This window comes from Corallococcus sp. AB038B, from assembly GCF_003668955.1.
GTDB lineage: Bacteria > Myxococcota > Myxococcia > Myxococcales > Myxococcaceae > Corallococcus > Corallococcus exiguus.
The window spans coordinates 260419-286766 of the sequence record NZ_RAWO01000011.1; the positions used below are offsets into that span (position 1 = coordinate 260419).

Annotated in this window: 26 protein-coding genes; 18 read left to right on the forward strand and 8 right to left on the reverse strand. The window is 68.6% G+C overall.

Features of this window, described 5'->3' with window-relative positions; genetic code table 11:
• Window positions 1–6: 6 nt before the first annotated feature.
• The 6 genes from D7Y04_RS32760 (at window position 7) to D7Y04_RS32785 (ending at window position 4986) form a co-directional block, all read left to right on the forward strand.
• Window positions 7–1020, forward strand: coding sequence for a siderophore ABC transporter substrate-binding protein (locus D7Y04_RS32760; RefSeq protein ID WP_121761836.1), 1014 nt, complete (start codon window positions 7–9; stop codon window positions 1018–1020).
• On the forward strand, window positions 983–2077 hold the full coding sequence (locus tag D7Y04_RS32765) for an ABC transporter permease (protein WP_233601671.1): 1095 nt from the start codon (window positions 983–985) through the stop codon (window positions 2075–2077). The genes D7Y04_RS32760 and D7Y04_RS32765 overlap by 38 nt, the downstream gene beginning before the upstream one ends.
• The gene (locus D7Y04_RS32770; protein ID WP_121761837.1) at window positions 2067–3038 is read left to right on the forward strand and encodes an iron chelate uptake ABC transporter family permease subunit; all 972 of its coding nucleotides are present in this window, start codon (window positions 2067–2069) and stop codon (window positions 3036–3038) included. Before D7Y04_RS32765 ends, D7Y04_RS32770 begins: the two co-directional genes overlap by 11 nt.
• Window positions 3035–3793 carry an ABC transporter ATP-binding protein gene (locus D7Y04_RS32775; RefSeq protein ID WP_120579855.1) on the forward strand — a complete coding sequence of 253 codons (759 nt, stop codon included), beginning with the start codon at window positions 3035–3037 and terminating at the stop codon, window positions 3791–3793. Before D7Y04_RS32770 ends, D7Y04_RS32775 begins: the two co-directional genes overlap by 4 nt.
• An 11-nt stretch (window positions 3794–3804) precedes the next feature.
• Window positions 3805–4389 carry a hypothetical protein gene (locus D7Y04_RS32780; RefSeq protein ID WP_120593698.1) on the forward strand — a complete coding sequence of 195 codons (585 nt, stop codon included), beginning with the start codon at window positions 3805–3807 and terminating at the stop codon, window positions 4387–4389.
• A 93-nt stretch (window positions 4390–4482) separates the two neighbouring features.
• Window positions 4483–4986: a nuclear transport factor 2 family protein gene (locus D7Y04_RS32785; protein WP_121761838.1), complete on the forward strand. Its 504-nt coding sequence runs from the start codon at window positions 4483–4485 to the stop codon at window positions 4984–4986.
• Between the two features lie 27 nt (window positions 4987–5013).
• Here the strand turns inward: D7Y04_RS32785 and D7Y04_RS32790 are convergent, their stop codons facing one another.
• Entirely contained in the window at window positions 5014–5937 is a 924-nt protein-coding gene (locus tag D7Y04_RS32790) for a LysR family transcriptional regulator (protein ID WP_121761839.1), read from the reverse strand.
• 102 nt (window positions 5938–6039) lie between these two features.
• Between D7Y04_RS32790 and D7Y04_RS46430 the strand changes: the two genes are divergently transcribed.
• The gene (locus D7Y04_RS46430) at window positions 6040–6483 is read left to right on the forward strand and encodes a DUF4437 domain-containing protein (protein ID WP_158627624.1); all 444 of its coding nucleotides are present in this window, start codon (window positions 6040–6042) and stop codon (window positions 6481–6483) included.
• Window positions 6484–6507: 24 nt separating this feature from the next.
• Here the strand turns inward: D7Y04_RS46430 and D7Y04_RS32800 are convergent, their stop codons facing one another.
• Window positions 6508–7305, reverse strand: a complete 798-nt coding sequence (locus D7Y04_RS32800) for an intradiol ring-cleavage dioxygenase (protein WP_121761841.1) — start codon at window positions 7303–7305, stop codon at window positions 6508–6510.
• 144 nt (window positions 7306–7449) lie between these two features.
• Here D7Y04_RS32800 and D7Y04_RS32805 point away from each other — a divergent pair, with 144 nt between their 5' ends.
• Window positions 7450–7857 carry a DUF3224 domain-containing protein gene (locus D7Y04_RS32805; protein ID WP_121761842.1) on the forward strand — a complete coding sequence of 136 codons (408 nt, stop codon included), beginning with the start codon at window positions 7450–7452 and terminating at the stop codon, window positions 7855–7857.
• A gap of 1 nt (window position 7858) precedes the next feature.
• On the opposite strand, the gene D7Y04_RS32810 is transcribed toward D7Y04_RS32805, so the two are convergent.
• Both D7Y04_RS32810 and D7Y04_RS32815 read right to left on the reverse strand, forming a co-directional pair.
• A complete protein-coding gene (locus D7Y04_RS32810; RefSeq protein ID WP_121761843.1) occupies window positions 7859–9304 on the reverse strand; it encodes a putative metal-binding motif-containing protein in 1446 nt (481 codons plus the stop codon).
• A 164-nt stretch (window positions 9305–9468) separates the two neighbouring features.
• The gene (locus D7Y04_RS32815; RefSeq protein WP_121761844.1) at window positions 9469–9960 is read right to left on the reverse strand and encodes an anthrone oxygenase family protein; all 492 of its coding nucleotides are present in this window, start codon (window positions 9958–9960) and stop codon (window positions 9469–9471) included.
• Window positions 9961–10037: 77 nt separating this feature from the next.
• On the opposite strand from D7Y04_RS32815, the gene D7Y04_RS32820 reads away from it, so the two are divergent.
• The 6 genes from D7Y04_RS32820 (at window position 10038) to D7Y04_RS32845 (ending at window position 16036) form a co-directional block, all read left to right on the forward strand.
• Window positions 10038–10826: an AraC family transcriptional regulator gene (locus D7Y04_RS32820; protein WP_121761845.1), complete on the forward strand. Its 789-nt coding sequence runs from the start codon at window positions 10038–10040 to the stop codon at window positions 10824–10826.
• Window positions 10827–10938: 112 nt separating this feature from the next.
• Window positions 10939–11988 (forward strand): lipocalin family protein, encoded by a 1050-nt coding sequence (locus D7Y04_RS32825; protein WP_121761846.1) that lies wholly within the window; start codon window positions 10939–10941, stop codon window positions 11986–11988.
• A 93-nt stretch (window positions 11989–12081) separates the two neighbouring features.
• Window positions 12082–13314, forward strand: coding sequence for a serine hydrolase (locus D7Y04_RS32830; protein ID WP_121761847.1), 1233 nt, complete (start codon window positions 12082–12084; stop codon window positions 13312–13314).
• Between the two features lie 53 nt (window positions 13315–13367).
• On the forward strand, window positions 13368–14000 hold the full coding sequence (locus D7Y04_RS32835) for a glutathione S-transferase N-terminal domain-containing protein (protein WP_121761848.1): 633 nt from the start codon (window positions 13368–13370) through the stop codon (window positions 13998–14000).
• Window positions 14001–14072: 72 nt separating this feature from the next.
• Window positions 14073–15719, forward strand: a complete 1647-nt coding sequence (locus D7Y04_RS32840) for an SH3 domain-containing protein (protein ID WP_121761849.1) — start codon at window positions 14073–14075, stop codon at window positions 15717–15719.
• A complete protein-coding gene (locus D7Y04_RS32845) occupies window positions 15719–16036 on the forward strand; it encodes a hypothetical protein (RefSeq protein ID WP_120593685.1) in 318 nt (105 codons plus the stop codon). The genes D7Y04_RS32840 and D7Y04_RS32845 overlap by 1 nt, the downstream gene beginning before the upstream one ends.
• A 20-nt stretch (window positions 16037–16056) precedes the next feature.
• Here the strand turns inward: D7Y04_RS32845 and D7Y04_RS32850 are convergent, their stop codons facing one another.
• Window positions 16057–16488: a helix-turn-helix domain-containing protein gene (locus tag D7Y04_RS32850; RefSeq protein ID WP_121761850.1), complete on the reverse strand. Its 432-nt coding sequence runs from the start codon at window positions 16486–16488 to the stop codon at window positions 16057–16059.
• Between the two features lie 75 nt (window positions 16489–16563).
• On the opposite strand from D7Y04_RS32850, the gene D7Y04_RS32855 reads away from it, so the two are divergent.
• A complete protein-coding gene (locus D7Y04_RS32855) occupies window positions 16564–17418 on the forward strand; it encodes a class I SAM-dependent methyltransferase (protein ID WP_121761851.1) in 855 nt (284 codons plus the stop codon).
• On the opposite strand, the gene D7Y04_RS32860 is transcribed toward D7Y04_RS32855, so the two are convergent.
• Together D7Y04_RS32860 and D7Y04_RS32865 are read right to left on the reverse strand one after the other, a co-directional pair.
• The gene (locus D7Y04_RS32860; protein WP_121761852.1) at window positions 17419–19104 is read right to left on the reverse strand and encodes a hypothetical protein; all 1686 of its coding nucleotides are present in this window, start codon (window positions 19102–19104) and stop codon (window positions 17419–17421) included. It lies immediately after the preceding gene.
• Window positions 19105–19184: 80 nt separating this feature from the next.
• Complete coding sequence (locus tag D7Y04_RS32865; protein ID WP_120593681.1) at window positions 19185–20693, reverse strand: aldehyde dehydrogenase family protein; 1509 nt, start codon at window positions 20691–20693, stop codon at window positions 19185–19187.
• Between the two features lie 301 nt (window positions 20694–20994).
• Here D7Y04_RS32865 and D7Y04_RS32870 point away from each other — a divergent pair, with 301 nt between their 5' ends.
• Genes D7Y04_RS32870 through D7Y04_RS32880 form a run of 3 tightly spaced genes read left to right on the forward strand, consistent with a single transcriptional unit; the run spans window position 20995 to window position 23173 of the window.
• Window positions 20995–21936 carry a 3-hydroxyacyl-CoA dehydrogenase family protein gene (locus tag D7Y04_RS32870; RefSeq protein WP_255428728.1) on the forward strand — a complete coding sequence of 314 codons (942 nt, stop codon included), beginning with the start codon at window positions 20995–20997 and terminating at the stop codon, window positions 21934–21936.
• Window positions 21933–22532 (forward strand): hypothetical protein, encoded by a 600-nt coding sequence (locus tag D7Y04_RS32875; protein ID WP_121761853.1) that lies wholly within the window; start codon window positions 21933–21935, stop codon window positions 22530–22532. The genes D7Y04_RS32870 and D7Y04_RS32875 overlap by 4 nt, the downstream gene beginning before the upstream one ends.
• Window positions 22533–22537: 5 nt before the next feature.
• A complete protein-coding gene (locus D7Y04_RS32880; protein WP_121761854.1) occupies window positions 22538–23173 on the forward strand; it encodes a LysE family translocator in 636 nt (211 codons plus the stop codon).
• Window positions 23174–23239: 66 nt separating this feature from the next.
• On the opposite strand, the gene D7Y04_RS32885 is transcribed toward D7Y04_RS32880, so the two are convergent.
• On the reverse strand, window positions 23240–26347 hold the full coding sequence (locus D7Y04_RS32885) for an efflux RND transporter permease subunit (RefSeq protein WP_120593675.1): 3108 nt from the start codon (window positions 26345–26347) through the stop codon (window positions 23240–23242).
• Window position 26348 lies beyond the last annotated feature (1 nt).

A 26348-nucleotide genomic window follows, 5' to 3' on the forward strand; every position in this document is an offset into this window, starting at 1 on the left:
TTTCCCGTGAGCACCACTCCCCGGCGGTTCCCCACCCTCCTCGCGGCCCTCATCGGGGTCGCGGTCATCGCGCTCGCGGTCTTCTTCTGGTCGGGCCCGCGAGCTCCGGCCCCGGCGCCCGTGCCCTCGGAAGGCGCGGCGGCGGCCCCTGCTCCGGGAGCGGGCCGGACCATTGCCCACGCGCAGGGCAACACCGTCGTGGCCGAGCACCCGAAGCAGGTCGTGGTGTTCGACCTGGCGGCGCTGGACACGCTGGACGCGCTGGGGGTGGACGTTCAGGGCGTGGCGGGTGAGTACTTCCCCGGCCAGCTGGCGAAGTACGCGGACGCGAAGAAGTACCCGCGCTACGGGACGCTCTTCGAGCCCGACTACGAGGCCCTGCACGCCGCCCGGCCCGACCTGGTCATCACCGGCGGCCGCTCCAGCGCCCGGTACACGAAGCTCGCCGCCATGGTGCCCACCATCGACCAGACCACGGACGACGCGCACTTCCTGGACACCGTGGTGGGCAACACGCAGCGGCTGGCGACCGTCTTCGGCAAGGAGGAGCAGGCGCGCACCCTGGTGGAGGCGTTGAACCAGTCCATCGCGACGCTGAAGGGCACCACCGCCACCCGCGGCAAGGGGCTCATCGTGCTGACGTCCGGAGGGCGGATGAGCGCCTACGGCCCGGGCTCGCGCTTCGGCGTGCTGCACGACACCTTCGGCATCCCGCCCGCGGCCCCGTCGCTCAAGGCGTCGCTGCACGGAGAGGCCGTGGGCTCGGAGTTCATCCTGGAGACCAACCCGGACTGGCTGTTCGTCATCGACCGGGACGCGGCCATTGGCGAGGGCGGCGGCGCGCAGCGGCTGCTGGACAACGAGCTGGTGCACCAGACGACGGCCTGGAAGCAGGGACAGGTCGTGTACCTGGAGCCGGCGAACACCTACCTCATCGGCGGCGGCATCCAGTCCCTGCGGCGCCTGATGGAGCAGATCTCCGATGTCTACGCGAAGCCCCGACAGCCCTCCGCTCCCTGAGCAGGGCTTCGCGCCGCGCGCCCCGTCCGTGGCCTCCCACGAGGCCAGCGCGCGCTCCGAACCGCTGCCCACGAGCGGCGCGAAGGGCGCTCCCCTGCCGCTGCTCGGCGTGGCCGTGCTCGGGGTGCTGGTGCTCGCGGGCATCAGCCTGTTGATTGGCGTGAGCCACGTGTCGTGGGAAGCGCTGCTGGCGCCGGCGGAGAACCAGCGCGCGGTGCAGGTGCTGGTCATCAGCCGCGTGCCGCGCACGCTGGCCCTGGTGCTGGCGGGCATGTCCCTGGCCGTCGCGGGCCTCATCATGCAGATGCTCGCGCGCAACCGCTTCGTGGAGCCCTTCACGGCGGGCACGGCGGAGTCCGCGAGCCTGGGCCTGCTCGCCGTCACGCTGCTCGCCCCCGGCCTCCCCATCCTCGCCAGGACGGCGGTCGCCGCCTGCTTCGCCATGGCGGGCACGGCGCTGTTCCTGTTCATCCTCCGGCGGATTCCACTGCGCTCGGCGCTCGTCGTGCCCGTCGTGGGGCTGGTGCTGGGCGCCATCTTCGACGCGGCGACGACGTTCTTCGCCTACCGCTTCTCCCTGCTGCAATCGCTGATGGCCTGGACCACGGGCGACTTCTCCAGCGTGCTGCGCGGCCGGTATGAGCTGCTCTGGGGCGCCTTCGTGCTGACCGTCATCGCCTACGTCGTCGCGGACCGCTTCACCGTCGCGGGCATGGGCGAGGCCTTCACCACCAACCTGGGCCTGAGCCACCCGCGCATCATGGCGCTGGGGCTGGCCATCGTCGCCATGGTCACCGCGGTGGTGGTGGCCACCGTGGGGATGATTCCCTTCATCGGGCTCGTGGTGCCCAACGTCGTCAGCCTCATCGTGGGGGACAACGCGCGCCGCTCCATCCCGTGGGTGGCGGTGCTGGGGGCGGGCTTCGTGCTCCTGTGCGACATCGTGGGGCGGGTGGTGCGCCAGCCCTATGAGATTCCCGTGGGCACCGTGGCGGGCGTGGTGGGCAGCCTCCTCTTCCTCCACCTGCTCTTGCGGAGGGACGACCGTGTCGGCTAGCGCGCTGCGACTGGAAGGCCACGAGCGGCGGCTGCTCCTGCTGGGGGGCCTGGCCGCGTTCTGCGTGGTGGTGTTCATGACCGTGGACGCGGGCGGCAAGTGGGACTTCGTGCTGCCGTTCCGCGCGCGCAAGGTCGCCACGGTGCTGCTGGTGGGCTACGCCATCGCCGTCTCCACGGTGCTGTTCCAGACCGTGGTGGAGAACCGCGTCCTGACGCCCGCCATCATGGGCTTCGACACGCTCTACCTGCTCCTGCAGACGAGCCTGCTCTTCTTCCTGGGCTCGCGCACCATGGCGAGCCTGGACAGCCGGCTGCTCTTCACGGTGGAGGTCGCCATCATGGTGGTCTTCTCCGCGGTGCTGCACCGCTGGCTGTTCGAGGGCGGCCGGCGCAGCGTCCACCTGCTGCTGCTCACGGGCGTGGTGCTGGGCGTGCTGTTCCGCAGCCTGTCCAGCTTCCTCCAGCGCCTCATCGCGCCGGGCGAGTTCGACTTCCTGCAGGACCGCTTCTTCGCCAGCTTCAACAACCCGGACCCGGACCTGCTCATCGTCTCCGCGCTGATGACCCTGGGCGCGTCCATCCTGGGCTTCAGCCTGATGCGCACCTGCGACGTGCTGAGCCTGGGGCGCGACGTGGCCATCAACCTGGGCGTGGACCACCGGCGAACGGTGTCGCGTCTCCTGGCGGTGGTGGCGGTGCTGGTGTCGGTGTCCACGGCGCTGGTGGGGCCGGTGACCTTCTTCGGCCTCTTGGTGGCGAACCTGGCGCACGGGCTGGTGCGCTCGCACCGGCACGTCCACGTGCTGCCGGCCGCCGTGTTCCTGGCCGTGATTGGCCTCTTGGGCGGTCAGCTCGTGCTGGAGCGCGTCTTCTCCTTTGGCGCCAACCTGCGCGTCATCATCGAGTTCCTGGGCGGCCTGATGTTCATCACCCTGTTGATGCGAGGCGTGCTGCGATGATCGAAGCCCGGAACGTGTCCCGCCGCTACGGAGACACCGTGGTGGTGGACGACGTCACGCTCCAGTTCCCGGAGACGGGCGTGACGTCCATCATCGGGCCCAACGGCGCCGGCAAGTCCACCCTGCTGTCCATGGTGAGCCGCCTGTTGCCGCTGTCCTCCGGCACGGTGCTGGTGGACGGCATGGACGTGGTCCGCACGCCCGGCGACGCGCTGGCGCGAAGGCTGGCCATCCTGCGGCAGGACAACGCCGTCACCTCGCGGCTCACCGTGCGCGACCTGGTGACGTTCGGCCGCTATCCGCACTCCAAGGGACGCCCCACGGTGGAGGACCGCGCCTTCGTGGAGGGAGCGCTCCACCACCTGGGCCTGGAGCCGCTCGCGAACCGCTTCCTGGACGAGCTGTCCGGAGGCCAGCGCCAGCGCGCCTTCGTGGCCATGGTGCTGTGCCAGGACACCCACTACGTGCTCCTGGACGAGCCCCTCAACAGCCTGGACATGAAACACGCCGTGGCCATGATGAAGGAGCTGCGGCGCGCGGCGGACGCGCTGGGCAAGTGCGTGGTGCTGGTGCTGCACGACCTCAACTACGCCTCCTGCTACTCCGACCACGTCATCGCCATGCGCGCCGGGAAGGTCGCCTTCCAGGGGACGCCGGAGGAGCTGATGCGCCCCGCCGTCCTCCGCGACATCTATGACATGGACATCGACATCCACCTGCTCGATGGAAAGCGCATCGCGGTCCACTACCGCTGAGCCCCAGGCCCATGTTCTCCACCCGTGAAGCCCCCCAGTCCCCCCGCCTGCGCCACTGGGCCTCGCGGCTGCTCCTGCTGTTCGCCTGCGCCAGCGTCGTGGCGACGTCCAGGAACAGCTTCGAGGACATCGTCTCCGAGCCCCACACGAGCGCGCCCCTGACCCTCACGACCGAGGCGCCCAATCTCACGCGCCCCATCACCGTGAAGGTCACGGCGCAGGAGCCGCCATCGAAGAAGGCCCAGGTGGAGCTGACGGTGCAGGTGAAGGCGCGGTGGACACCGGCGGACCCCTCGCGGACAGCGCTGCCGTGGATGCGCGTCTCGCTGTCCAAGGCCAGCCCTGACCCGGCCGTGCCCACGCAGCCCGTCGTGCTGAAGACGGGGGAGGACGTGTTGGCGCGGACCGTCGTGATCCTGGATGAGACCTGCGAGATGGGAGCATCGTGTGAGTGGGCCACGGACCTGACCGTCCAGGTGCAACCGGACGCCACCCCCGGCACGGTCGAGCTGGAGTGGAAAGCGAGCGCCCGGGCGAAAGTGATCGGACTGTCCGACACGCCCAGGGGCATGGGCATCACCGTTTCGGAGCCGTAACGCCTTGCCCCCTGAGCGGCGCGTCCTCTGCTTGCTCCGCCTCCACGGAGGGTGAAAGCCTGTGCATCCCCTCTTCCAGAAAGGCAGACGGAGATGCGCGAGAAGAACCTGGAGTACATGCTGGATTGGATTGCCGTGCAGGAGCTGGTGGCCGAGTACGGGCAGGCCATCGACCATGGCAAGGACACGGGCGACTGGACCCGATGGGAGCGGGTCTTCGCCCCGGAGGTGACGTCGGACTACTCCCGCTTCATGGGCGTGCCGCCCTCCACCGCGCCGCGCGCCGTGCTGGCGCAGTTCGGCAACAAGGCGCTGGAGTGCTTCACCCGGGTGCAGCACGCCACCGCCAACACGGTGCGTACGGAGTTCACCAGCCCCACGCACGCCACGGTGCACGCCTACGCGGAGGTGTCCCACTTCTTCACCATGGACGGTTTTCCCCAGGAGTGGACCCTGGTGGGACGCTATACGCATGAGGTGGTGAAGACGGCCGCGGAGGGCTGGCGCATCCAGAAGGTCACGCTGGATCCCATCCACCACCGCGGCAACCTGCTGGGCCTGGAGTTCGCCCGGGGCAAGCGGCTCGGCACGCCGTGACTCCGGGCGTGCGGTGACGCGGCCCCGTCACCGCGCGCGCTTCTTCCGGGACCTGACCGGAGGCTTCGCGAGCGCCTCCGCCTGCTTCCCGATGGTCTCCGCCAGGAAGTCCACCACCGCGCGGACCCGGACGTTGTGGGCCAGGTCCTCGTGGAACACCAGCCACACGGTCCGCTCCAGCTCCGGCAGGGCGTCACGCAGGGGCACCAACTCCGGATGCAGGTGGCCGAAGAACGCAGGCAGGAGCGCCACGCCCAGGCCCTCGCGCGCGGCCTGGAGCAGCCCCAGGATGGACGCCAGCCGCAGCGCCACCGTGGCCTTCGCCGCGTGCACGTCCAGCCACTTCGACTCCGGCCAGCGCCGTGAGTCCTGCGCATAGCCCACCACCGAGTGCCCCTGGAGCCCCGTGTCGAAACGCACCGGCCCCCGGCGGGAGAGATAGGCCTTCGACGCGAAAGGGACGACTCCAATGGCAGCCACCTTCCGGGCCCGCAGCGACGCCTCTTGCGGCCGGACCAGCCGGATGGCCACGTCCGCCTCGCGCCGCACCAGCGAGAGGGCTTCGTAACCGGAGAGCAGCTGCAACTCGATCTCCGGATGGCGCTCCTGGAACGCGGCCAGCCACGGCATCACGTTGTGGACCAGGAAGGAGTCCGTCGCGGTGACCGTCACCGGCCCGGAGGGACGCAGGTCCTCGCCGCTGGCGAGCCGCTCCACCCTCAGCGCCTCCGCCTCCACCGCCTCCGCGGCCGGCCGGATGCGCAGCGCTACCGCCGTGGGACGCAGGCCCGTGGGCGTCCGGTCGAAGAGCCGTGCCCCCAGCTCCTTCTCCAGCACGGCCAGGCGCCGGCCCACCGTGGTCTGGTCCACCTTCAACCGCCGCGCCGCCGCGGAGAGGTTCCCCTCTCTCGCGATGGCCAGGAAGTGCCGCAGGTCGCTCCACTCGGGCATGGTCTGCACTTTCGCAGAGGTGCCATGCGGAATCGGGCATTTTCGCAGGACCGCCCCGAAGCCATCCTCCCCGGCGTTTCCTTCCACCGAGGAGTGCCTCCCGTGAAGACCCTGCCCAAGCTCGTCGCCGCCGTCGCCGTCGTCTCCGCGTTCACCTTCGCCGCCGCCAAGGGCAAGGAGTCCGCCGCGTTCCAGCAGACCGCCTATGACAAGCTCACCTGGACGGAGATGATGCCCGGCGGCCCGTCCGTGCACGTGCTCTGGGGCGACATGAAGAAGGGCCCGTATGCCCTGCTGATGAAGTTCCCCGCCGGGTTCGACTCAGGGCCGCACACCCACTCCTCCGACTACCACGGCGTGCTGGTGAAGGGCCGCATGACGAACACCAGCGAGGGCGCCGCCGAAGCGGGCGCCGTGGAGGCCGGCAGCACCTGGGACCAGCCCGGCAAGGTGGTGCACCGCAACCAGTGCGCGCCAGACGCCGAGTGCGTGATGCTCATCGCCCAGGACAAGCCCTTCGACTTCGCGCCCGCCAAGGCGAAGTAGCCGCCCGGCGGGCGAAGCGGCGCGTCAGACCTTGATGCCCACCACCAGGGACGCGGCATAGCCATCCGAGGTGTTGCCCGTCACGGTCGCCAGCTGCGTGGACGCGCCGTCGCTGAACACGTTGTCGCTGGAGAGCGAAATCTGGCTGAGGTTGCGCACGCTCTGCGAATAGCCAGACGTCGCGTAGACGGTGTCGCAGACATCCTCTGGCAGGGCCAGCTGGGACGTGGCCACCTTGTTGCGCGAGGAGGAGGTGGCCTCCACCGAGGGGTAGATTTCGAAGTGGATGTGCGGCCAGCGGCCGCTGTAGCAGGCGGGGAAGATGCTGGTGAAGGTCACCTTGCCCTCCTCGTCCGTCACCTGCACCCCGCGCAGGTAGTTCTCGTGGGTGACGCCCGACGAGTACATGGAGTACCGCCCCGCCTGGTCGCAGTGCCACAGGTAGATGGCATAGCCCCGGAGCGGCGTGCAGCTGTCGTCGCTGCCGACCAGCGTGAGGGTGATGGTGAGCGGGATGCCCGCCGCGACGCCGCTCGCGTTCGCGATGCTGGAGCGGATGTCGCTCCGGACGATGCCCGACAGCACCAGGGCGTTGGCTCCGTTGGAGCCGTCACCGGGATAGGGACCGGCCGTCTCCTCCGGAATCCTCGCGCAGCCAGACGTGTCCCCGCTGCCGCCGGAGTCCGGCCCTCCGCAGCCGATGATGGGGATGAGGCTGGTGAAGGCCATCCAGCGCAGCAGCTCCCGCCGGTCCGTGCGCTTCGCCAGGACCCGCAGGTCCTGCTGGAGTCCGTGGTGGTGATTCCGCTCGTCGTCACTCATGCGCCCTGCCCCCTTGGAGTGACCGTGACGGTAGGCCCAATGTCTTAAGCGAGTCCTAAGGCGCCGGAGGTGACGCGTTTTTGCAATCCAGACGCGGGGCTCCTGGCGTATCTGTCCGGCCACCAGGCAAGGGAGCAGACACCCATGACGAAGCGCGTGAACGGACCTTTCGACGTCAAGCTCACCCCCATGGCCCCGGAGGCGGGCGCGGCGGACGCGGCCCCGGGCCGGATGATGCTCGACAAGCGCTATCACGGCGCGCTGGAGGCCACGAGCCAGGGGCAGATGCTCGCGGTGCGGACGCCGGTGGAGGGGTCCGCGGGGTACGTGGCCATGGAGCGCGTCAGCGGCACGCTGGATGGCCGCGCCGGCACCTTCGCGCTCCAGCACTTCGGGGTGATGACGCGCGGTGCGCCCCACCTCGTCATCTCCGTGGTGCCGGACTCTGGAACCGGCGAGCTCACGGGGCTCGCCGGTTCGATGACCATCGACATCGCGCCGGGCGGGAAGCACTCCTACGACTTCCAGTACACCCTGCCGGACGCGCCGTGACTCACGGTGCGCAGTAGCGGACCGCCTGGAGGGTGTGAGCCATGGGGCTCTTGGTGGACGTCATCACCAGCGCGCCCATCCAGCGGTCCGGAAGCTCTTCCAGCATGACCCACTGCGAGAACTGGTTGAGGGGCAGGTATTCGGGCCCGGAGGTCAGGTCCGCTGGGACGCCCGCCTTCCCCAGCGCCCAGAACCGGCCCCGCCACATGAAGGCGGGCTCGGGCTCCTCCAGGTCAAAGGAGGTGGAGAGCCACGCGGCCTGAAGGCCACGAGACGTCACCGCGGTCCCGACCCAGGGAGTTTCACGGGGGGTCGTCACGGCCAGGGTCCGCGTGGTCACCTCGCCGAAGAGATTGCCCAAGGCCATCAGCACGCGCTCCCCGCCCAGGATGCCGCGCAGCACGATGGCCGGAGACTCCAGCGCACCGCCCGCCACCGCGCCCAGGTCCACGAGTCGGGCATTTGGATTCGCCTCCGCGGGGAAGGTCCGCTCATCACCCACGGGTTGCAGGCCGCTGTCGAAGCGCTGGAGCCGCAGCAGTCCCTCGGAGGCGCCTTGCTTCATCTCCTGGACCAGGACCAGGAAGCCCCCATCCCGCAGCCCCATCACCTCCACGCCGTAGAGGAGCTTGTCCTCGGCGAGCGCCCGCATCAGGACTCGGGGAGCCACCACGGACTCGCCTTCCAGCTCCGTGAGCGTGCCCCACAGCTCACGGCCGCCGGTGACGTATTGGGAGGCATCCCGCCAGGCCGCGAAGACCCGCGACCCGTCCGCCGACACGGCCGCCGCGGTGGCCCGGTCCCCCACGGGCTGGTCGAAGAGGAGCACGCCCACCTCCGGCTCACCTTCGCGAGGCACGCGACGGCCCTGCTCATCCAGCAGGATGAGGTGGCCCTGCGTATGGTCGTATTCCGGTCCCGCTGACGCGTAATACAGCGCGGGCCCCTGGGAGGTGCGCAGCAACCGGGTGCTCACCGAGTCCAGCGCGAGGGATTCGTCCAACACCTCCACTCGTACATCCGCGACACCGAGCGGCGTCATCGCGGTGTCCATCCGGATGACACGAGCCACCGCCACGCGGTCGAAGGCCACCGCCAGGACTCCGTCGGTCACCCGGAGGCTGCTGATCCGGCCTGAATGCGGAGGCGCTCCCAGCGACGCGACCTGGGACCAGGACGGCGGGTCCGCCACCCCGTCGCAGTCGTTGTCCAGACCGTCGCAGCGCGTCTCCGTGGCCTCGTAGTCAGCACCATACGAGCGAGCGGTGCACACCGGCTCGTAGGCTCCGTCCACCACTGCGCGCCGGGCCCCCGCGCAGATGCCTTGCGTCCGCTCACAGGGAAGGGGTTCCCCCAAGGAGCCCGCGTCGGTGCCGGCATCCGTCTGCGTGCCGCCATCATCCGCGGTCCCCGAATCAACGGTTCCCGCATCCGGAACCGGATTCACTGGCGGATCCGCATCCTCACATCCCCCGAGCACCCCGCTGCCAACAGCAAACACCACCGTCCAAAGCCTCGCCCAACGCATCCGCACTTCCATCATCCCCTCTTCGGCGGCCCACATTCGGCCCACCCCGGGACGGAGTCTAATCCATCTCAATGGCGCACACGTCACCCGGCTCCCTTCACCCGAAGCCATGAAAGGGCTTGAAGGGCCGAGAACCACGCGCCTCCCGCGAGCGCATGACGGAGATGGTTCATCCGAACCCACCGGGTCGCGGTCTCCACGGCCGCCGGAGTGTCAGGCGATTGCATCAGTCGGACCATCGTGGGGATGAAGTACGAGAAGGTCAGCACCCGGTCCACGAGCACCACCAGCGCGGCCGCGAGCCACCAGGAGCGCAGCGGCCCCGTGGCCCGCGTGGCGAAATAGAGACTGGCCAGCGTGAGCAGCGTCAGCGGACCCGTGGTGACAACACCCCAGAAGCGCCGGCCCACGTCATCCTGGCGCGCCGCCTCCGCGGACCAGTGCCCGCCCGTGACGTCGAGCCACCGGGGGAGCGCGATGCGGTGCTCATAGAGCCCCGCGCCGAAGGCGACGCCCAGGTTGAGCACGAAGAGCCACAACAGGATTTCCGCCGCGGAGGGCTTCAGGTTCATCATGGGGCCAGCATGCGTCCCGTGCCCGCGAGCGTCTTTCGCGCCCTTGTGCTGTTTTTCTCAATCCTGCGGTGTTTTCCATGAGCCCCCGGCACGCACTCCTCGCCCAGATTGGCGCCGACATCGTCCGCTTCCAGGAAGCCTCCGCGGAGTTCGACTCCGCCGTGGGAGAGGTGCTCGCGCTCGGCCGCGCGGAGCTGACGTGTCTGGCGCAGCTGCACTTCGGAGGCCCCGCGCACCTGAGCGCGGTCGCACGAGGCGCCGATGTGGAGCGATTGGAGCTCGCCGGCTACGTCCAGCGGGAGGGCTCGGGAAGCAGCAGGAAGCTCGCGCTCACCGGGCATGCGCGCGAATGGATTGAAACCCTCTGGGGTCCCCTCCAGGCGGATGGCTTGCAGCTGATGTCGCCGCTGCCGGACGCGGAGTTGAAGGTCATCGCCCGCTTCCTGGGCGAGGCGAGGAAGGTGCAGGACCGCCATGCCACCCGAATGGCGAAGCTGCTCCAGGACCCTGGGGGGACGCGAGCGGCGCGGAGGCGCGGAGGCCTCTCCGCCGCCGCGCTCCACCGCGTGCGGCTCTTCATCGAAGCGCACCTCGCGCGGAGGATCCAGGTGGGCGAGCTGGCCCGGCGCGCGGGGCTGAGCGTCTTCTACTTCACCCGCGCCTTCCGGCAGTCCATGGGCATGACGCCGCACGCCTACGTGCAGCAGCGGAGGGTGGAGCGGGCGCGCGGCCTGTTGAGCCACACGACCCGCTCCCTCGGAGACATCGCGCTCGCGGTCGGCTTCAGCTCCCAGAGTCACTTCACCACGGTGTTCCGCCGGGTAACGGGACTCACGCCCGCCGTCCTGCGGCGCGCGGGACGCTGACGCATTCGAGGGCCTGGGCGGGAAGATTCGGCCCACTGGGCGTAGAAGCGGATGACCGGCGCATCCACCCGAACGTCCCTCGCGGCCCCGCACTTCTCCCCAGGCACCCACCATGGCCCGTCCCAAGAGCCCCCTCGTCTGGATCCTCCTCGTGGTCGGAGGCGCCTGCGCCTTCTGTTGCACCGGCACCCTGGGGCTCATGGCCCTGGGGTTGTTCGCCGGAGACAGCGACACGCCCGGAGCCCCCGGCACGGTGAGCAGGGGCCGCGGCAACCCGGGCGAACCCGGCGGCTTCGCGTTCGACGCGCCCCAGGGGTGGAAGACCCAGGAGGACGGACGCTTCATCCTCGAGTGGAACGACCGGGGCGACACCCTGGGGGTGGAAGCACTCCGGCTGCCGGCCATGCCCGGGCTCGATGACGCCGAGGGCCGGCTCGCGAAGGTGTGGCAGGAGCGAATTGGCGCGGACTGGAACGGCGTACAGCCAAACCCACTGGTGATGCGGCGCTTCATGTCCAATGGGGCCCGCGCCTTCTTCACCGCGGCGGTGGTGCGCGCGAAGAACAACGACCGGTCCTTCCGGGTGAGCCTCTACCTGGTGGAGGCAGGAGACCGCCTGGAGCCGCTGGTGTTCATCCAGAGCTTCATGACGCCCGGAGGCCTGGGCGAAGCCATGTCGGCCTCGTTCTCCTGGAACACGTCCTACGCCCGGGTGGAGGAAGCGCTGAAAGGCGTGCGCGGGAGCCCCGTGGGCCTGCCGCTGGTGGACGACGCGGAGGTGGTGGGCCACTTCATCTACGGCACCAGCAGCGGAGCCCAGTGGGTCAACGCCTATACCGGCGGCACCACCATGACGGCGGTCTCCTACAGCATCGACTACACCTTCGGCGCCAATCACGCGTTCCAATACAAGTACGGGGGCGCGTCCGGACAGGTGGGCGCGATGAAGTTCGGCTCCGACGACGACCAGGGCACCTGGAGCGTGAAGCACGACGTGCTGACGCTCACCGGAGCGAAACGGACACGCCGGTACCTGCTCATCGGGGCCGCGCGCTCGCCGGAGGGAAAGCGCACGCTCTACCTCATGCAGGAGGGCCAGGGATGGTCGCTTTCCCCCGGCGCCATCGGCCAGGACGGCCAGCTGTACGTGGCGGTGGATTGAAGTTCCGCCCTGCCCGGTGACACCGCCAGGGGTCACCGGTGTTCCATCCGCCGGCCGGAAAAGCGCCGGCCCTTCCCTCACAGGAGATGGAACATGGCTGTCCTGCACCGCGGACTGCGGCTGGGTATGGCATTGCTCGCGAGCTTCACGGCCCCCGCCTGCGGACCGGAGGCACCGGCCGGTGCCGCGCTGGAGGTGGGCGAACAGGAGCTGGAGGCGGCGAGGTCGCCCCTGCCGCCCCTGAACCGCGAGGCGCTGCGACAAGCCATCGCGGGCCTGCCGAACGCGGAGGTGACCGGCGCGCTGGTCCGGGTGAGCGGCGCGGACGGGCGCTGGCTGGGCACGTCCGGCGTGGCCGACATCCGCACCGGCGCCCCGGTGCCCGCGGACGCGCACTTCCGCATTGGCAGCATGACGAAGACGTTCACGGCCATCGTCGTGTTGCAGCTCGCCGCCGAGGGGCGCGTGGACCTGGACCGGCCCGTCCAGGACTACCTGCCGCGCCTGCTGCCCGCGGGCGTCTACGCGCCCATCACCGTGCGCCAGTTGCTCAACTTCACCCACGGCCTGCCCGGCGTGACGGTGCCGCAGAAGGACCCTGACTGGTTCTTCGAGAACCGCTTCCGGCGCTTCAGCCCCCGGGAGCTCCTCTCCCTGACGCTCCCCCAGGGCCCCCGCTTCGCCCCGGGCACGCAGCAGGAGTACGGCAACATCGGCTACCTCGTGGCGGGGCTGCTCATCGAACAGGTGACGGGCCGGCCCTACGGGGACGCGGTGCGAGAGCGCATCCTGCGACCGCTGCACCTGCGGGACACCTTCGTGCCTGGCAACGACGTGACCCTTCCCGGACGCCACACGCGTGGCTACGAGGAGGTCGCGCCAGACGAAACGGGCTGCCCGGCGGGAGCCATCGCCTACGGCGAGCGCTACCTGGTGGACGTCACCGAAGCCAGCCAGTCCGTGCCCTGGGCCGCCGGAGAGATGATCTCCACCGCCGAGGACCTGGACCGCTTCCTCGTCGCGCTCTTCCAGGGGCGGCTGCTGCCGCGCAAGCAGCAGGAGGAGCTGTTCACCGTCCCGGACCTGCCCGCCGCGGGAGGCGGTCGCGCCAGCTACAGCGCGGGCCTCAGGCGCCACGACATCAACGGCGTCATCTTCTGGGGCAAGACGGGCGACCGGCACGGCTACAACAACGGGATGGGCGCCACGCGGGATTTGCGCCGGCGTCTCATCTATTCGGTCAACACGCTCCACATGGGAGGGGATCAGCCGGACATCGCCGTGCGGATCATCATGGCGGCCCTGGCGGGGCCCTCCCAGCCATAGGGGATTGGGACGCGATGGGGTTAACCTGCCACGCCACATTCACGGGAGGCCCCATGTCCGCGCTCGACAAGCCTGTCATCATCGGCCGTTCAAGCTCGCACTTCACACGCATTGCCCGGCTCTTCGCGGCGGAGCTGGGCGTCGACCATTCCTTCCAGGTGGTGCGGGACCTCCTGTCCACGAACCCGGAGGACTATGGCGGCAACCCCGCGCTCCGCATTCCCGTCCTGAAGACATCTCAAGGTGTCTGGTTCGGCGCGCTCAATGTCTCTCGTGAGCTGTGGCGGCGGTCAAATCCCAGGCTCCGGGTGGTGTGGCCGGAGGACCTGGACGTCCCCCTGCTGGCGAACATGCAGGAACTCACCCTGCAGGCCATGGCGACAGAGGTCACGCTGGTCATGGAGAAGATGGCTGGCGCCGGAGAGGGCACGACCCACGCACGCAAGCTCCGTGAGTCCTTGCTCAACATGATGGCGTGGTTGGAGGAGAACGCGAGCGCCGCGCTGGCCGCCCTCCCGCCCGAGCGGAACCTGAGCTACCTGGAGGTCACCCTCTTCTGCCTCGTGACCCATCTGGAGTTCCGGGACGTCCTACCCACGGCCTCCTATGAAACGCTGAACCGCTTCTGTCAGCAGTTCGCACAGCGCCCATCCGCCAGTGCCACCCCATTCCGCTTTGATGTCTGAACACACCCGGGCTTCGCTGCGAGGGCGAGTCTCGTATATCATTGAGGAGGTCCCTGGACAGGAGACATCACCATGGGGGGTGTACGCGACGACGGCGAAGCCGTAGGCCGTGTGGGTATCATCCAGTGGGATGGGGCTTCCGAGGTACGACTTCGCGCGACACGGAGCACCACCGAGTCGAACATCATCCAGACCCTGCCCTTCAACACGACCGTCCAGGTCATCCGTCGATGGAAGGATGGCTGGGCTGAGATCTCCACCCGTCATGGGCAAACGGGCTTCACTGCCTCCGAGTACATCTGGACCCATTTGCCCGAGCCCAGCGCGCGACTGCATCGGGTTGAAGCAGGCGTGCCCGGAACCGCCATTGCCATCGCGGAAGCCTATTACGGCGATCTGGCCTCCCAGTGGGGTCAGGACCTGCGCTTCTTCGTCAATGTCCTCGCACACACGAACCGCCTGGCGGTGCCGTCGGGAACCACGGGCTGGCGTGAAGTGCACTTTCGCAGCGACACCTTGATCTGGATTCCGGGTCGTCACTTCGCCCAATCCCTATCGGACGTCGTCAATTCCGGCTCCCGATCCTTCAATCTCGCCACGACGTTGGGCTCCACCGTCGCGCGCGTTACCCAACTCTGGGATGACTTCCATCGCGCAGTCGCCCTCTCCACGCGGTATCTCAGCGAGTCCGTCACGCGGCACACGGAGAAGGTCCTTCAAGACATCGTCATGGCGTTGGCCGAGATGGTGCTGGGCGGGATCGCGGTGCTCGCGGTTTCAACCGCGATCGGAGCGGGAATCGGAGCGCTTGCCGGCGGAGTCGGCGCCGCACCAGGAGCAGCCGTCGGATTCGAGATCGGCCTCATCGTCCTGGAGTGGCTGGGACTGGCCATGTTGCTGAACTGGCTGGTGGAGTCCCTCTGGAAGGTCGCCAAGGCATTCCACAAGTTCATCGGCACGGTGTGGGAGGCGCGAGGGAGCGCGGCCGCCATTGATCGCGCCGCGCGCGAACTCGCAGAGGCCGTCGCGACCCTGGTCGGCGCCATCATGGAAGGCGTGATCATGCTGGCGATGTCTCGCGGGGTGTCCTGGATGGTACGCGCGCTGCGCGGGACAGCCCTCGCCCGCAAGCTGGGAGAAGCCCGGTTGGCAAACTGGCTCAACAAGCGCCTTGATACCTTTCGAGAGCGGCGTGCGGGGCGTCCGCGAGAGGTCATAGGTCAGTTGACTCAAAAAATAGTCGACGCCCGCTATTTTCGGGGAGTGGACCTCGTTCAGCGAACGCGCAAGGGGCGCGACATGAGACTGGGAGAACTCGATGGAATCGACATGCAACAGAGGTTGCTCATCGAATACAAGTCGGCTCGAAGGCTTCATCGATCAACCCCACCGCGAGATCCGGCGGACTGGGCCAACGAGATGATCTACGAAACCACCGTCGGTCGCATTCAGGCGCTCACACAAACTGCGACCGGCACACGGCCAACCCAGACGGGCTCTGCCACAGTCCCCACCCTCGCGGAGATCCAAGGCTTCCGGCGCTTGCAATTCCGCATCGACGCGGACACGCCAGGATTGCGTGCAGGTGTGGAGGCTGCGCTGAAAAAGCTCCGGTCAGCGCATCCTGGCTGGACGTTCGAAGTGCGCTGGGGCATTGACTTCCGGTTGCCGCCCCTCCCTGACTGGGCCATCGTCGGCCATCACCAAGAGCTCCACTGATGTCCGTCGCCATCCTCATCAAATTCAAATCGACAGACCGGGCTCCCCTCTACATCTCGGTAGCCACCCAGGGGGAGTACCATGGTGTGTGGCTTTCCGCGGCGGAGAAGCTTGGCCTCAAATGGGTGCCACTGTTCGAAGATGGCCCTGTTGTGGACGTGAGCGATCTACCTACCCTGCTGGATGAGTTCCGGCAGCTTCGGGACGCGTTGGCAGGGAGTCCGAAGAATGATGCGATTCTTGAACATATCGATTTAATTCTAGAGGAGTTCAGCAGGCTGGACCTCACCGAGGTCTCCAGAATCGCCATTGGTTGATGACTGAGCCCGTCCTGGCTCTACGGCCGCCGCGGTGTCCTCCTCCTTCGCGCGCCCATCGCGCCTGACGCTGCGCCTCGCAGGAGGCGGCGGAAGGTGGGGCACTCCATGTGGTTCGGCGCGGGGCAGGCCGCTGCGTGTCGCAGGCCGTCGCGCATCGCGCTCAGTTCGCGAATCGTCTTGTCCAGCTTCTCCGCCTGGGTCGCGAGCATCTTCCGGTCGATTCGCGGCCGCCCGTCCGGCGAGAACATCAGCGCGATCTCATCGAGTGTGAAGCCCGCGGCGCGCCCCATCGCTATCAGCGCCAGCCGCTCCAGCACCTCGGGCCCGAACAGGCGGCGCAGCCCCCGCCTGCCGATGGAGGCGAGCAGCCCCCGCTCCTCATAGAAGCGCAGTGTCGAGGCGGGAACGCCGGAGCGCTTCGCCACCTCCGTGATGTCCAATTCAGTCATCCTCTTGACCTCAAGTCGACTTGAAGTGGCACCCTGCGGCTTCTGGTTCTTGAAGGCAAGCAGGAGGATCTCCCCATGGATGACACGCGCCAACCCGAGGATGAGCAGACGAAGCTGTGGAACGGCACCGCCGGACACGCCTGGGCCGATAACCAGGAGGTGCTCGACGCGATGTTCAGGCCATTCGAAGACCTGCTCGCCGAAGCAGTCGTCGCAAGCTCCGCGCGCCAGGTGCTCGACGTCGGTTGTGGTACGGGCAGCACGACGCTCGCGGTCGCGCGGCGGCTGGGCACGAAGGGCCGCTGTACCGGCATCGACATCTCGGAGCCGATGCTCGCCGCCGCCCGGGCCCGGGCCGAACAGGAAGGCACTCCGGCCCGCTTCATCCGCGCCAACGCGCAGCTGCACGCCTTCGAGCCCGCCAGCTTCGACATGATCATCTCGCGCTTCGGCGTCATGTTCTTCGATGACCCCGTCCGGGCCTTCGCAAACCTGCGCCATGCCGCGAGGAACGACGCCGCACTCCTGGCCATCGCGTGGCGGAGTCCTTCGGAGAATCCGTTCATGACGACAGCCGAGCGCGCCGCAGCGCCGCTCGTGTCGAACATCCCCGCCCGCCGGCCGGACGCACCAGGGCAGTTCGCCTTCGCGGATTCGAACCGGATCCACCGCATCCTGGAGGAGAGCGGCTGGGCCGGAATCGACATCCAGCCCATCGATGTCACCTGCACCCTGCCCGAGAAAGATCTGGTCAATTACCTGACCCGGTTCGGTCTCCTCAGCAGGGTCCTCCAGGACGCGGACGACCGGACTCGCACCCACGTCATCGAAACGGTCCGCGCCGCGTTCGAGCCCTTCGTGCACGGAGCGGAAGTCCGCTACACCGCTGCCTGCTGGAAGGTGGTTGCCCGGGCGTCAGCGAGCCCCTGATCACGGACGGCGGCGGAGGCCCATCGGCGCTTCCTTCGTCTCCTTGCAGGTGGCCCCCTGGGCCTGGGCCCTGCGGACCCGCGCATCGCAGTGCTGCCACGCCCCCGCGGGTGTGGCCATGCTCCCGCCGAGGTGGACCCCGCACGAGGGGGTGTGTCCCCAGATGTCGCCACTCGTCCAGTAGAGGAACGTCTCCGTCATCTCTCCCGGCCGGGCGCACTCGACGTAGTGAGTCTTGCCGTCCGCCTGGAAGAACGCGCTCGTCGTCGCGTTGGGGACCTCCTTCTTCGGCGGAAGGACCGTTTCGAATCGCGCCTGGAAGCCCGCCACCCGGGTGCCATCCGCCGCGAGCCGGATGGGCGGTGTCACCGGCTGGCCCGCGAACTCGTCGAAGAGCCCATCCACCACCACCGACCCGTCCGGCATCGCCGCCACCATCCGGAGGAAGCCCGCGGCATCGGGACTCCGCTTCACTTCCGCCGCCGCCTTCCGGTAGCGCAGTCCCGCGCCGAGTCCCTTCTGGAACCGCGCATCCACCGAGCCGTCCGCCTTCAAGCGCACCAGGCCCGGAGCACGCCAGGGGCCCTCCGGCGGATCCACGGCGGGGATGTTGTTCTGGGCGAGCACGAGGCTCCCGCCCGGTCCAAGCCCCATCTGCGGCACGCGCATGAAGCGGCCCTGGGGATATACCCCCTCCTGCCGGAAGGTCTTGTAGGTGGGGTCGAGCCGCCCGTCGGACGTCAGGCGCATGACGTCCGCGCGCGTCTCTCCCTGGACAACGTCTCCCACCCCGACGACCGAGCCGTCTGGACGGGGGGCGATGAGGCTCAACTCGATGCCGCCCTCCCCCTTCATCGCCCAGGAGATGAGAGGCGTGTTGAAGCGCGGTTCAGGCTTCCACTGCGCGTTGAGGGCGAGCACGGGAACCTCGGACCGGATCCCCTCGGGTTGGAACCGGCCGCTCAGGAAGAGGCCTCCGTCGGCCCGGGCACGGACCTGCTTCAACACATACCAGCCCAGCTTGAGCTCCTTCAGGACCGAGTCGAAGCGCTCGGCGCGTTCGAGGGTGCCCTCGGGGGTGAAGCGCAGCAGCCACAGCGGCACCTGCTTCAGGTAGGTCTCGTCTGGCGTTGACGCCGCGACGATGAGCCGCGACTTCGCATCCACCTCCGCGGTGATGATGAACGACGAGGCACCCACCTTGTCGAGCAGCGCCTCGCGCACCTTGCTGTTGAAGGCGTCGGCCCTCGCCCCCGCCGCCGTGTGGCGGACAAGCTCATGGGCCACGGGCGCGGGCCCACTCTCGCCTCTGGGAGCCTTCTCGTCGCGGGAGCGATACGTCGCGATGTAGCCCCCGGAAGGCACGGCGAGCAGTTGCACCAGCTCCTTCATGCGGTCCCGGTCGGACGCGGCTTCGAGCGCCACGGAAGCCGGCGACGTGGCGCGCTTGCCCTGGGCGTCGATGACCACGACGCTCCCCACGGGCTCGCCGTTCAATCGATTGCAGGTGTGCCCCACCACGCCCCAGGCACCCTTGGGCGCGGGGAGGACGGCCACGAGCTCGCAATCGCCATTCGGCTCGTGGAACTGGTCATTGGGCGACCAGATTCCGTCCTCCTCCGCGAAGGCCCCACCGCCCAGTGCGAGCACAAGCAACACCGTGCCCGCGTTCCTCAAAGCCTGCATCGTGCGCTCCCGTTTGACTCAAGGTCGCACCATGCTGCCACGCCGCGTGTCCCCCTGGAACTGACGCGCGGGTGAACGCCTCAAGCGGGCCAGTTGCCTTCCATGGGATGCGGGCCGTCCGTGAAGGCGCGCACCAGGTGGGTGCCACCCACGAAGGCGCCTGCCCATGAGCCGCCCCTGCCGCCGAAGGACTCCTCACGGTCGCCACGCGAACGCAGCGCGTTGATGCCCACCTTGAAGGCATGGAGCCGCTTCGCGATGCGCCGGGCGAGCTCCGGGTCGTCCGTCGCCACCGAGGCCACGAGCGCGCCGTTGGAGACGTTCGCCTCCCGCAGCAGCTCCTCCTCGGAGTCCACCGACACCAGGATGTCGACGGGGCCGAAGGGTTCGCGCAGGTAGAGCTCACTGTCTCGCGGGATGCCGAAGAGCAGGACGGGCGGCAGGTATGCGCCGCGCTCCTGCCGCGCGGTGAAGGCGTCCTCCGCGAGCATCCCCTGATGCAGCACCTGCGTGCCCTGCTTCCGCGCCTCAGCGATGAGGGCGCGGAGCTCCTTGGCCTTGCTGGGGGAGATGAGCGGCCCGAAGTCCACGTGCGCCCCCAGGACCGGATTGCCGACGCGCAACGCGGAGACCGTATCGACATACGTCCGGACGAACTTCGGGACGAGCGACTTTTCGACCACCCAGCGGGTGTAGGCGGTGCAGCGCTGCTTGCCGAAGTCGAAGCCCTTGCGAATCTGTTCGCCGAGCCCGTCCCAGTCCGTGAAGTGCGTGATGGCGTAGGCGTTCACACCCTCCATCTCCAACGCGTATCGCTTGTCCGTTTCACGCAGGCGGCGGTGGACCTCGCCACCGTTGGCGCGGCCGCCAATGAAGGCGACGCCCGCGATGTGGGGATGGCCGACGAGCGCCTCGGAGAGGTCCCGCCCGCGTCCACCGACGAGCGAGACGGGAAGGCCCGCGCGGCGCAGCAACGCGAAGGCGAGCGTGAGTGAGACGCCGCCACCCTGGGTCGGAATCTTCGCGATGACCGAGTTGCCCGCGAGCGACTGCACGAGCACGTTGAGCAGCAGGACGGAGAAGGGATAGTTCCAGGAGGCGATGTTCGAGACCAGGCCGAGCGGCTTGCGGCCATCGATCATCCGGTCCATCTGCTCCAGGTACCACGCGATGCCCGCGAGACACCGGTCCACGTCGTTGGAGGCCGTGGGCAGCGTCTTGCCGATGTCCCACGCCAGAATCCGGACGAGCAGCTCCCGGTGTGCATGAAGCAGCACCACCGCCTCCGCGACGACACGGGCGCGGTCATCGAGCCGACGGGCCGCCCAGGGCGCGAACTCCGCCGCGGCCTGCTCGACCCCCGTGGCGACCTGAGCGGCGCCCAGCAGCGGCAGCTCCGCGAGGACGCTGCCGTCGATGGGCGAGATGGCATTGAACCAGGCAGGCGGCTGGACCCACTTCCCAGCGACGGGTGAGAGCAGCCGGCCCTGGGAGTCGAAGGCTTCCGGTACCGCCCTCCGGGCCTCGGCCAGAAGGATGCGACTTTCAAGATGACGAAGGGGCTCGCCAACACGTTCGGTATCCAGCATGGGTGCTCCTCCTCGCGCGTTGACGCGCGCTGAATCCATTGAAGCGCCGGCACATGACAAGCTGCGGCATGAGCGCAATATCGTCATGCACGCCCCGCCTGTCTGGGGAGGCAGGCAAGGGCCCGCCGGACGGGATGTGCGCGCCCTGAAGGCGAGCGGCACGGGGGCTTTGTGAATCCGTGACGCCGCTGAAGGCTCGGCGCGTCACGCATGCGCCCTGGACAATTGCAGCCGCCATTCAAGTGATTGCCACGCGTGCGGAGGGCAGCCACGCTCGCGGCACATGGGACACAAGCGGCTGATGAGGATTGGCGTTGTTGGCGGCGGAGCCATGGGGTGCGGCATCGCACTCGAGCTCGCCATCGCCGGCAGACAGGTGGTGCTCTTCAACAGGCAGGCGGAGAGCAGCGAGGCCGCGCGCGTGAAGTTGGAGCGCGACGCCGCGCTGCTGGTGGAGACGGGGATGCTCGGCGCTGAGCAGCGCACCACCGCGCTCGCGCGCATCCATCGCACCACGGTGCTCGCCGAGGCCGCCGTGGTTCAGGACCTGGTCATCGAGTCCATTCCCGAGGACCTGGCGCTCAAACAGCAACTCTTCAAGGAGCTGGACCGGCTCGCGGCACCGGACACCCTGCTGGCCACCAACACCACCGCGCTGAGCGTGACAGCCATTGCCCGCGACTGCGCGCACCCCGAGCGTGTCCTCTCCGCGCACTACTACCTGCCCGCGCACCTGGTGCCACTGGTGGACGTCATCCCTGGCGAGAAGACCTCACCCGACGCGGTGGAGACGGTGCGGCGATTCCTTGAAGAGTTGGGCAAGTCGCCCGTGGTGTTCGCCAAGGATGTGCCGGGCTCGGTGGGCCCGCGCCTGCAGCAGGCGCTCATTGGCGAAGCCTTCCGAATCGTGCAGGAGGGAGTGGCCACGCCGGAGATGGTGGACCGCGTGCTCACCCAGGGTATCGGGCGGCGCCTGGGTGCCTCCGGCATCTTCGACCGGCTGGACCTCGTGGGCCTGGACTTCATCATCGGCGTCCTGCGCGGCTCGGGGCGTCCGGTGCCGCCGGTGCTCACACAGAAGGTGGACCAGGGCGAGCTGGGCCTGAAGACGGGCCAGGGCTTCTATCCGTGGACGCCAGACAGCGCCGCCGCCTTCGAGGAGCGCATGGCCCGCCACCTCATCACGCAGTTGCGCGAGGACCGGGCCGCGGGCCGCCTCCCCACGCCGGAGTCCGGAGAATGAGCGCTGACGTCGTGCTCATGGACCCAGCGGCGCTGTCTGACTTCATGGCGGATGCCGTCCGGGAGTACGCGGCGTGCACGCCGGAGCTGCCGCCGCGCAGCTGGGCCGTGCTGCTGGGCCGCTTCACGGACGACGCGATGTACGTGGAGCGCGTGGGCTTCGCCACCAACATCCGCGAGACGGACGACACCGTGCTCCAGGAGTTCGAAGCGGCCATCATCCCCCGCTTCGGCGCCTGCTACGCCAACGGCCGGCGCGGCTACTGGTGTGAGCCCCGCGAGCTGCTGCGCATCACCGCCGAGGCCGAGGCCGAGGGACTGGAGGTGCTCGGCTCCATCCACCTGCACCCGGACTGGCACCGCATCGGCCCGCCCCACGAGCGCGGCATGCGCGTCAGCCAGGAGCCCACGCCCATGGACCGGCACCTGTTCCAGGGCAGCGGCTGGCCGCTCAACATGATCCTCTACCTGGAGCGGCGAGAGGGCAGGCTCTACCACTCGCTCGGAGCGTGGGCCCCGCCCGACGACGCGGAATCCGCCACGGGCTGCCGCGCGCTCGCCATCCGCATGCGCACTCCGGAAAGGGGCTTAAGGTAGCGGCAATGACCGTCACCTCCTCCCTGCTGACGTTCCTCGTGGCCGCGGGCATCCTCACCATCACTCCGGGTGTCGATACCGCCATGGTCCTGCGCACCTCCGCGATTGAAGGCACGAGGCGCGCGGGCTTCGCGGCCCTGGGCATCGGCATCGGGTGCCTCGCGTGGGGCGGGGCGGTCGCGCTGGGACTGGGCGCGCTGCTGGCGGCCTCGCAGGTCGCCTACACAGCGCTCAGTTGGGCCGGCGCGGCCTATCTGGTGTGGCTCGGCATCGGGCTGCTCCGGAAGCCCCGCTCGAGCTTCGCGGCCGATGACGCCGTCACCGGTGCGGAGGTCCAGCAGGGAGCACTGGACTGGCTGCGCCGGGGGCTGTTGACCAACGTCCTCAACCCCAAGGTGGGGGTGTTCTACGTCACCTTCCTGCCGCAGTTCGTGCCCCCGGACGTTCCGGTCGTGGCCTACACGTTCGGCCTCGCGGCGATCCACGTCGTGATGGGCGCCGTGTGGGCCGCGCTTCTCATCGGGGTGACGGCACCACTCGGCCGCGTCCTCCGGCGCCCTGCCTTCATGAAGGCGATGGACCGCGTGACGGGGTGCGTGTTCATCGCGTTCGGCGCGAAGCTCGCGCTGTCCCGTCGCTAAAAAGAAGAGCCGCCTGGGGCAGGTGCCTCCAGGCGGCTCAATCAACGGCTCTGCTTCAGCCCTCGCCTACGTGGCGGCGTCGGGCGCCGGCTGGAGCTCCGGTGCTTCGCTGGCGGCCACGGTGCGCGTCTTGGCGATGAGCAGGTAGATGGCCGGCACGAAGTAGAGGGTGAAGAGCGTGCCCAGCGCCATGCCCGTCACCAGCACGAGCCCGATGCTGTTGCGCGCCGCCGCGCCCGGACCCGACACCAGGACGAGCGGGAAGTGGCCCGCGACCGTGGCCACCGTCGTCATCAGGATGGGACGGAGCCGCTCGGAGGCCGCTTCCTTCACCGCCTCGAGCTTCGACTTGCCCTCCTCCTGGAGGCGGTTGGCGAAGTCCACGATGAGGATGCCGTTCTTCGCGATGAGCCCCACCAGCGTCACCAGACCCACCTGTGAGTAGATGTTGAGCGTGGTGGTGAAGCTGTCCGTGAAGTACGGCATCATCGGGTTCGGCATCCGCAGGAACGTGGTTATCAGCGCGCCGAAGAGCGCCAGCGGCACCGACCCGGCGAGGATGATGAGCGGATCCCGGAAGCTGTTGAACTGGGCCGCGAGCACCAGGAAGATCAACACCACCGCCAGCCCGAACGCCGGAGCGAACGAGTCGCCTTCCGTGCGGAGCTGCCGGGACTCGCCCGTGTAGTCCATGCGGTAGCCTGCGGGCAGGATGCGCGAGGCCTCCGTCTCCAGGTAGGTGAGCGCCTCATCCAGCGGGCGGATGGCCACGCCGCTGAGCTTCACCGCGTTGAGCTGCTGGAAGCGGTTGAGCGACCGGGGCGCCACCTTGTCCTGAATGGACGCGATGGCCGACAGGGCCACGAGCTTGCCGTCCGGACCGGTGACGTGGATGTCCTTGAGCTGCTCCGGGGTGAGGCGGGAGGAGCGAAGGACCTGAGGGATGACCTTGTAGCTGCGGCCGGCGATGTTGAACCGGTTGACGAAGTTGCCGCCCACGGCGGTCCCCAGGTCCTGGCCCACGGTCCCCAGGTTCAGGCCCAGCTGCGCGACCTTCTCGCGGTCGACCTCGAGCTCCGACTGGGGCTGGTCCAACTTCACGTCGATGATGGGCGGAAAGGCGAACATCCCGCTCTGCGTCGCCTTCTCCTGGAGTTGCTGCGCGAAGCCCAGCAGCTCCTCCGCCTCCGCCGTGGACGCGATGACGAACTCCACCGGGAAGTTGCCACCGCCCGGCAGCGCGGGGGGCTGGAGGGTGAACGTCTGGACCGCCGGGATGGTGTTCACCCGCTCCTGCGCCTCCGCCAGCACCTGCGCAGTGGTCCGCTGGCGCTCCTTGTACGGCTTCAGCACCAGGCCCCAGAAGCCGTTGCTCGGCTGGACAATCTGGAAGTTGAAGCTGGACTCCGGCATGTCCATCAGCAACTCGCTCGTCTTGGTCACGGACGGCTTGAGCTGGTCCAGGGTGGAGTTGGACGGAGTGCTCATGATGCCGATGACGAAGTCCTGGTCCTCCACGGGCGCCAGCTCCCGGGCCGACTGGTTGAACATCACCAGGGCGAGCACGCTCAGGAAGATCCACGCCGCGTAGACGGGCCCGCGGACGAGCAGCGAGCTGTCCAGGGAGCGGGCATACGCGGCCCGCAGGCGCTCGAAGGTGCGGTTGATGACGCCCGCGAACCCCTTGTCCTCGTGGCCCGCCTTCAGGAGGACGGAGGACATCATCGGGGAGAGCGTCAGCGCCACCACGCCCGACAGGGTCACGGCTCCGGCCAGCGTGAGCGCGAACTCGCGGAACAGCGAACCCGTGAGGCCACCCTGGAAGGCGATGGGCGCGTACACCGCGGCGAGCGTGAGCGTCATCGCGATGATGGGACCCACCAGCTCGCGAGCGCTCTTGATGGCGGCGTCCACCGGGCGCAGTCCGTCACGCAGGTGGCGCTCCACGTTCTCCACCACGACGATGGCGTCGTCCACGACCAGGCCTACGGACAACACCACCGCGAGCAGGGTGAGCAGGTTCACCGTGAAGCCGAACACCTGCATCAGGAACACCGTGCCGATGAGCGACACCGGAATGGCCACCACCGGCACCAGGATGGAGCGCACGGAGCCCAGGAACAGGAAGATGACGATGACGACGATGATGAGCGTCTCGATGAGCGTGCTCACCACCTCGTCGATGGCGTTCTGGATGTAGTCCGTGCCGTCGAAGGCGACGCCGCCGTTGATCTGCTCGGGCAGGTCCTTCTTGAGCGAGTCCATCTCCAGGCGGATGCGCTGCATGACGTCCAGCGAGTTGGCGTTGGGCAGCGCCCAGATGCCGACGAACACGGCCGTCTTCCCGTTGAGCGTCACGTCGGTGTCGTAGTCCTCGGCGCCGAGCACCACGTCCGCGACGTCCGACAACCGCACCACCGCGCCGCCATCCTTGCGGACGATGAGCTGCTTGAACTCCTCCACGGAACGCAGACCCGTGTTCGCCGTGAGGTTCACCTGCACGAGCGAGCCCTTCGTCTGGCCCACGGCGGCGAGCGAGTTGTTCGTGGCGAGCGCCTGACGGACCTGGATGGGGCTGACGTTGAGCGCGGCCATCTGGTCCGGCTTCATCCACACCCGCATGGCGAACGTGCGCGCCCCGAGGATGTCCGCGCGCTGCACGCCCTCCACCGAGGACAGCCGGGGCTGCACCACGCGCACCAGGTAGTCGGACAGCTCGTTCTGCTCGAGGAAGTCAGAGGTGAAGTTGAGGTACGCGACAGCGAACTGGCTGTCCGCGGACTCGATGCCCATCACGGGGACCTGGGATTCGGGCGGAAGGTCGCCACGAACCTGGTCGACCTTGGCGCTGATTTCACTCAGGGCGCGGTTGGCGTCGTAGTTGAGCTTGAGCCGGGCACGGATGATGGAGACGTTCTGCGAGCTCGTGGACTCGACGTAGTCGATGCCGTCCGCCGCGGCGATGACGCGCTCCAGTGGCGTGGTGATGAAGCCACGGACGAGCTCCGCGTTGGCGCCGACGTAGACCGTGGTGACGGTGATGTCGGCGTTCTCGCTGCGCGGGTACTGCCGCACGTTGAGCGAGCGCAGGGCCTGCAGGCCGGCGATGATGATGATGAGGTTGACGACCAGCGCCACGACCGGACGCCGGATGAAGAGGTCGGTGAAGTTCATG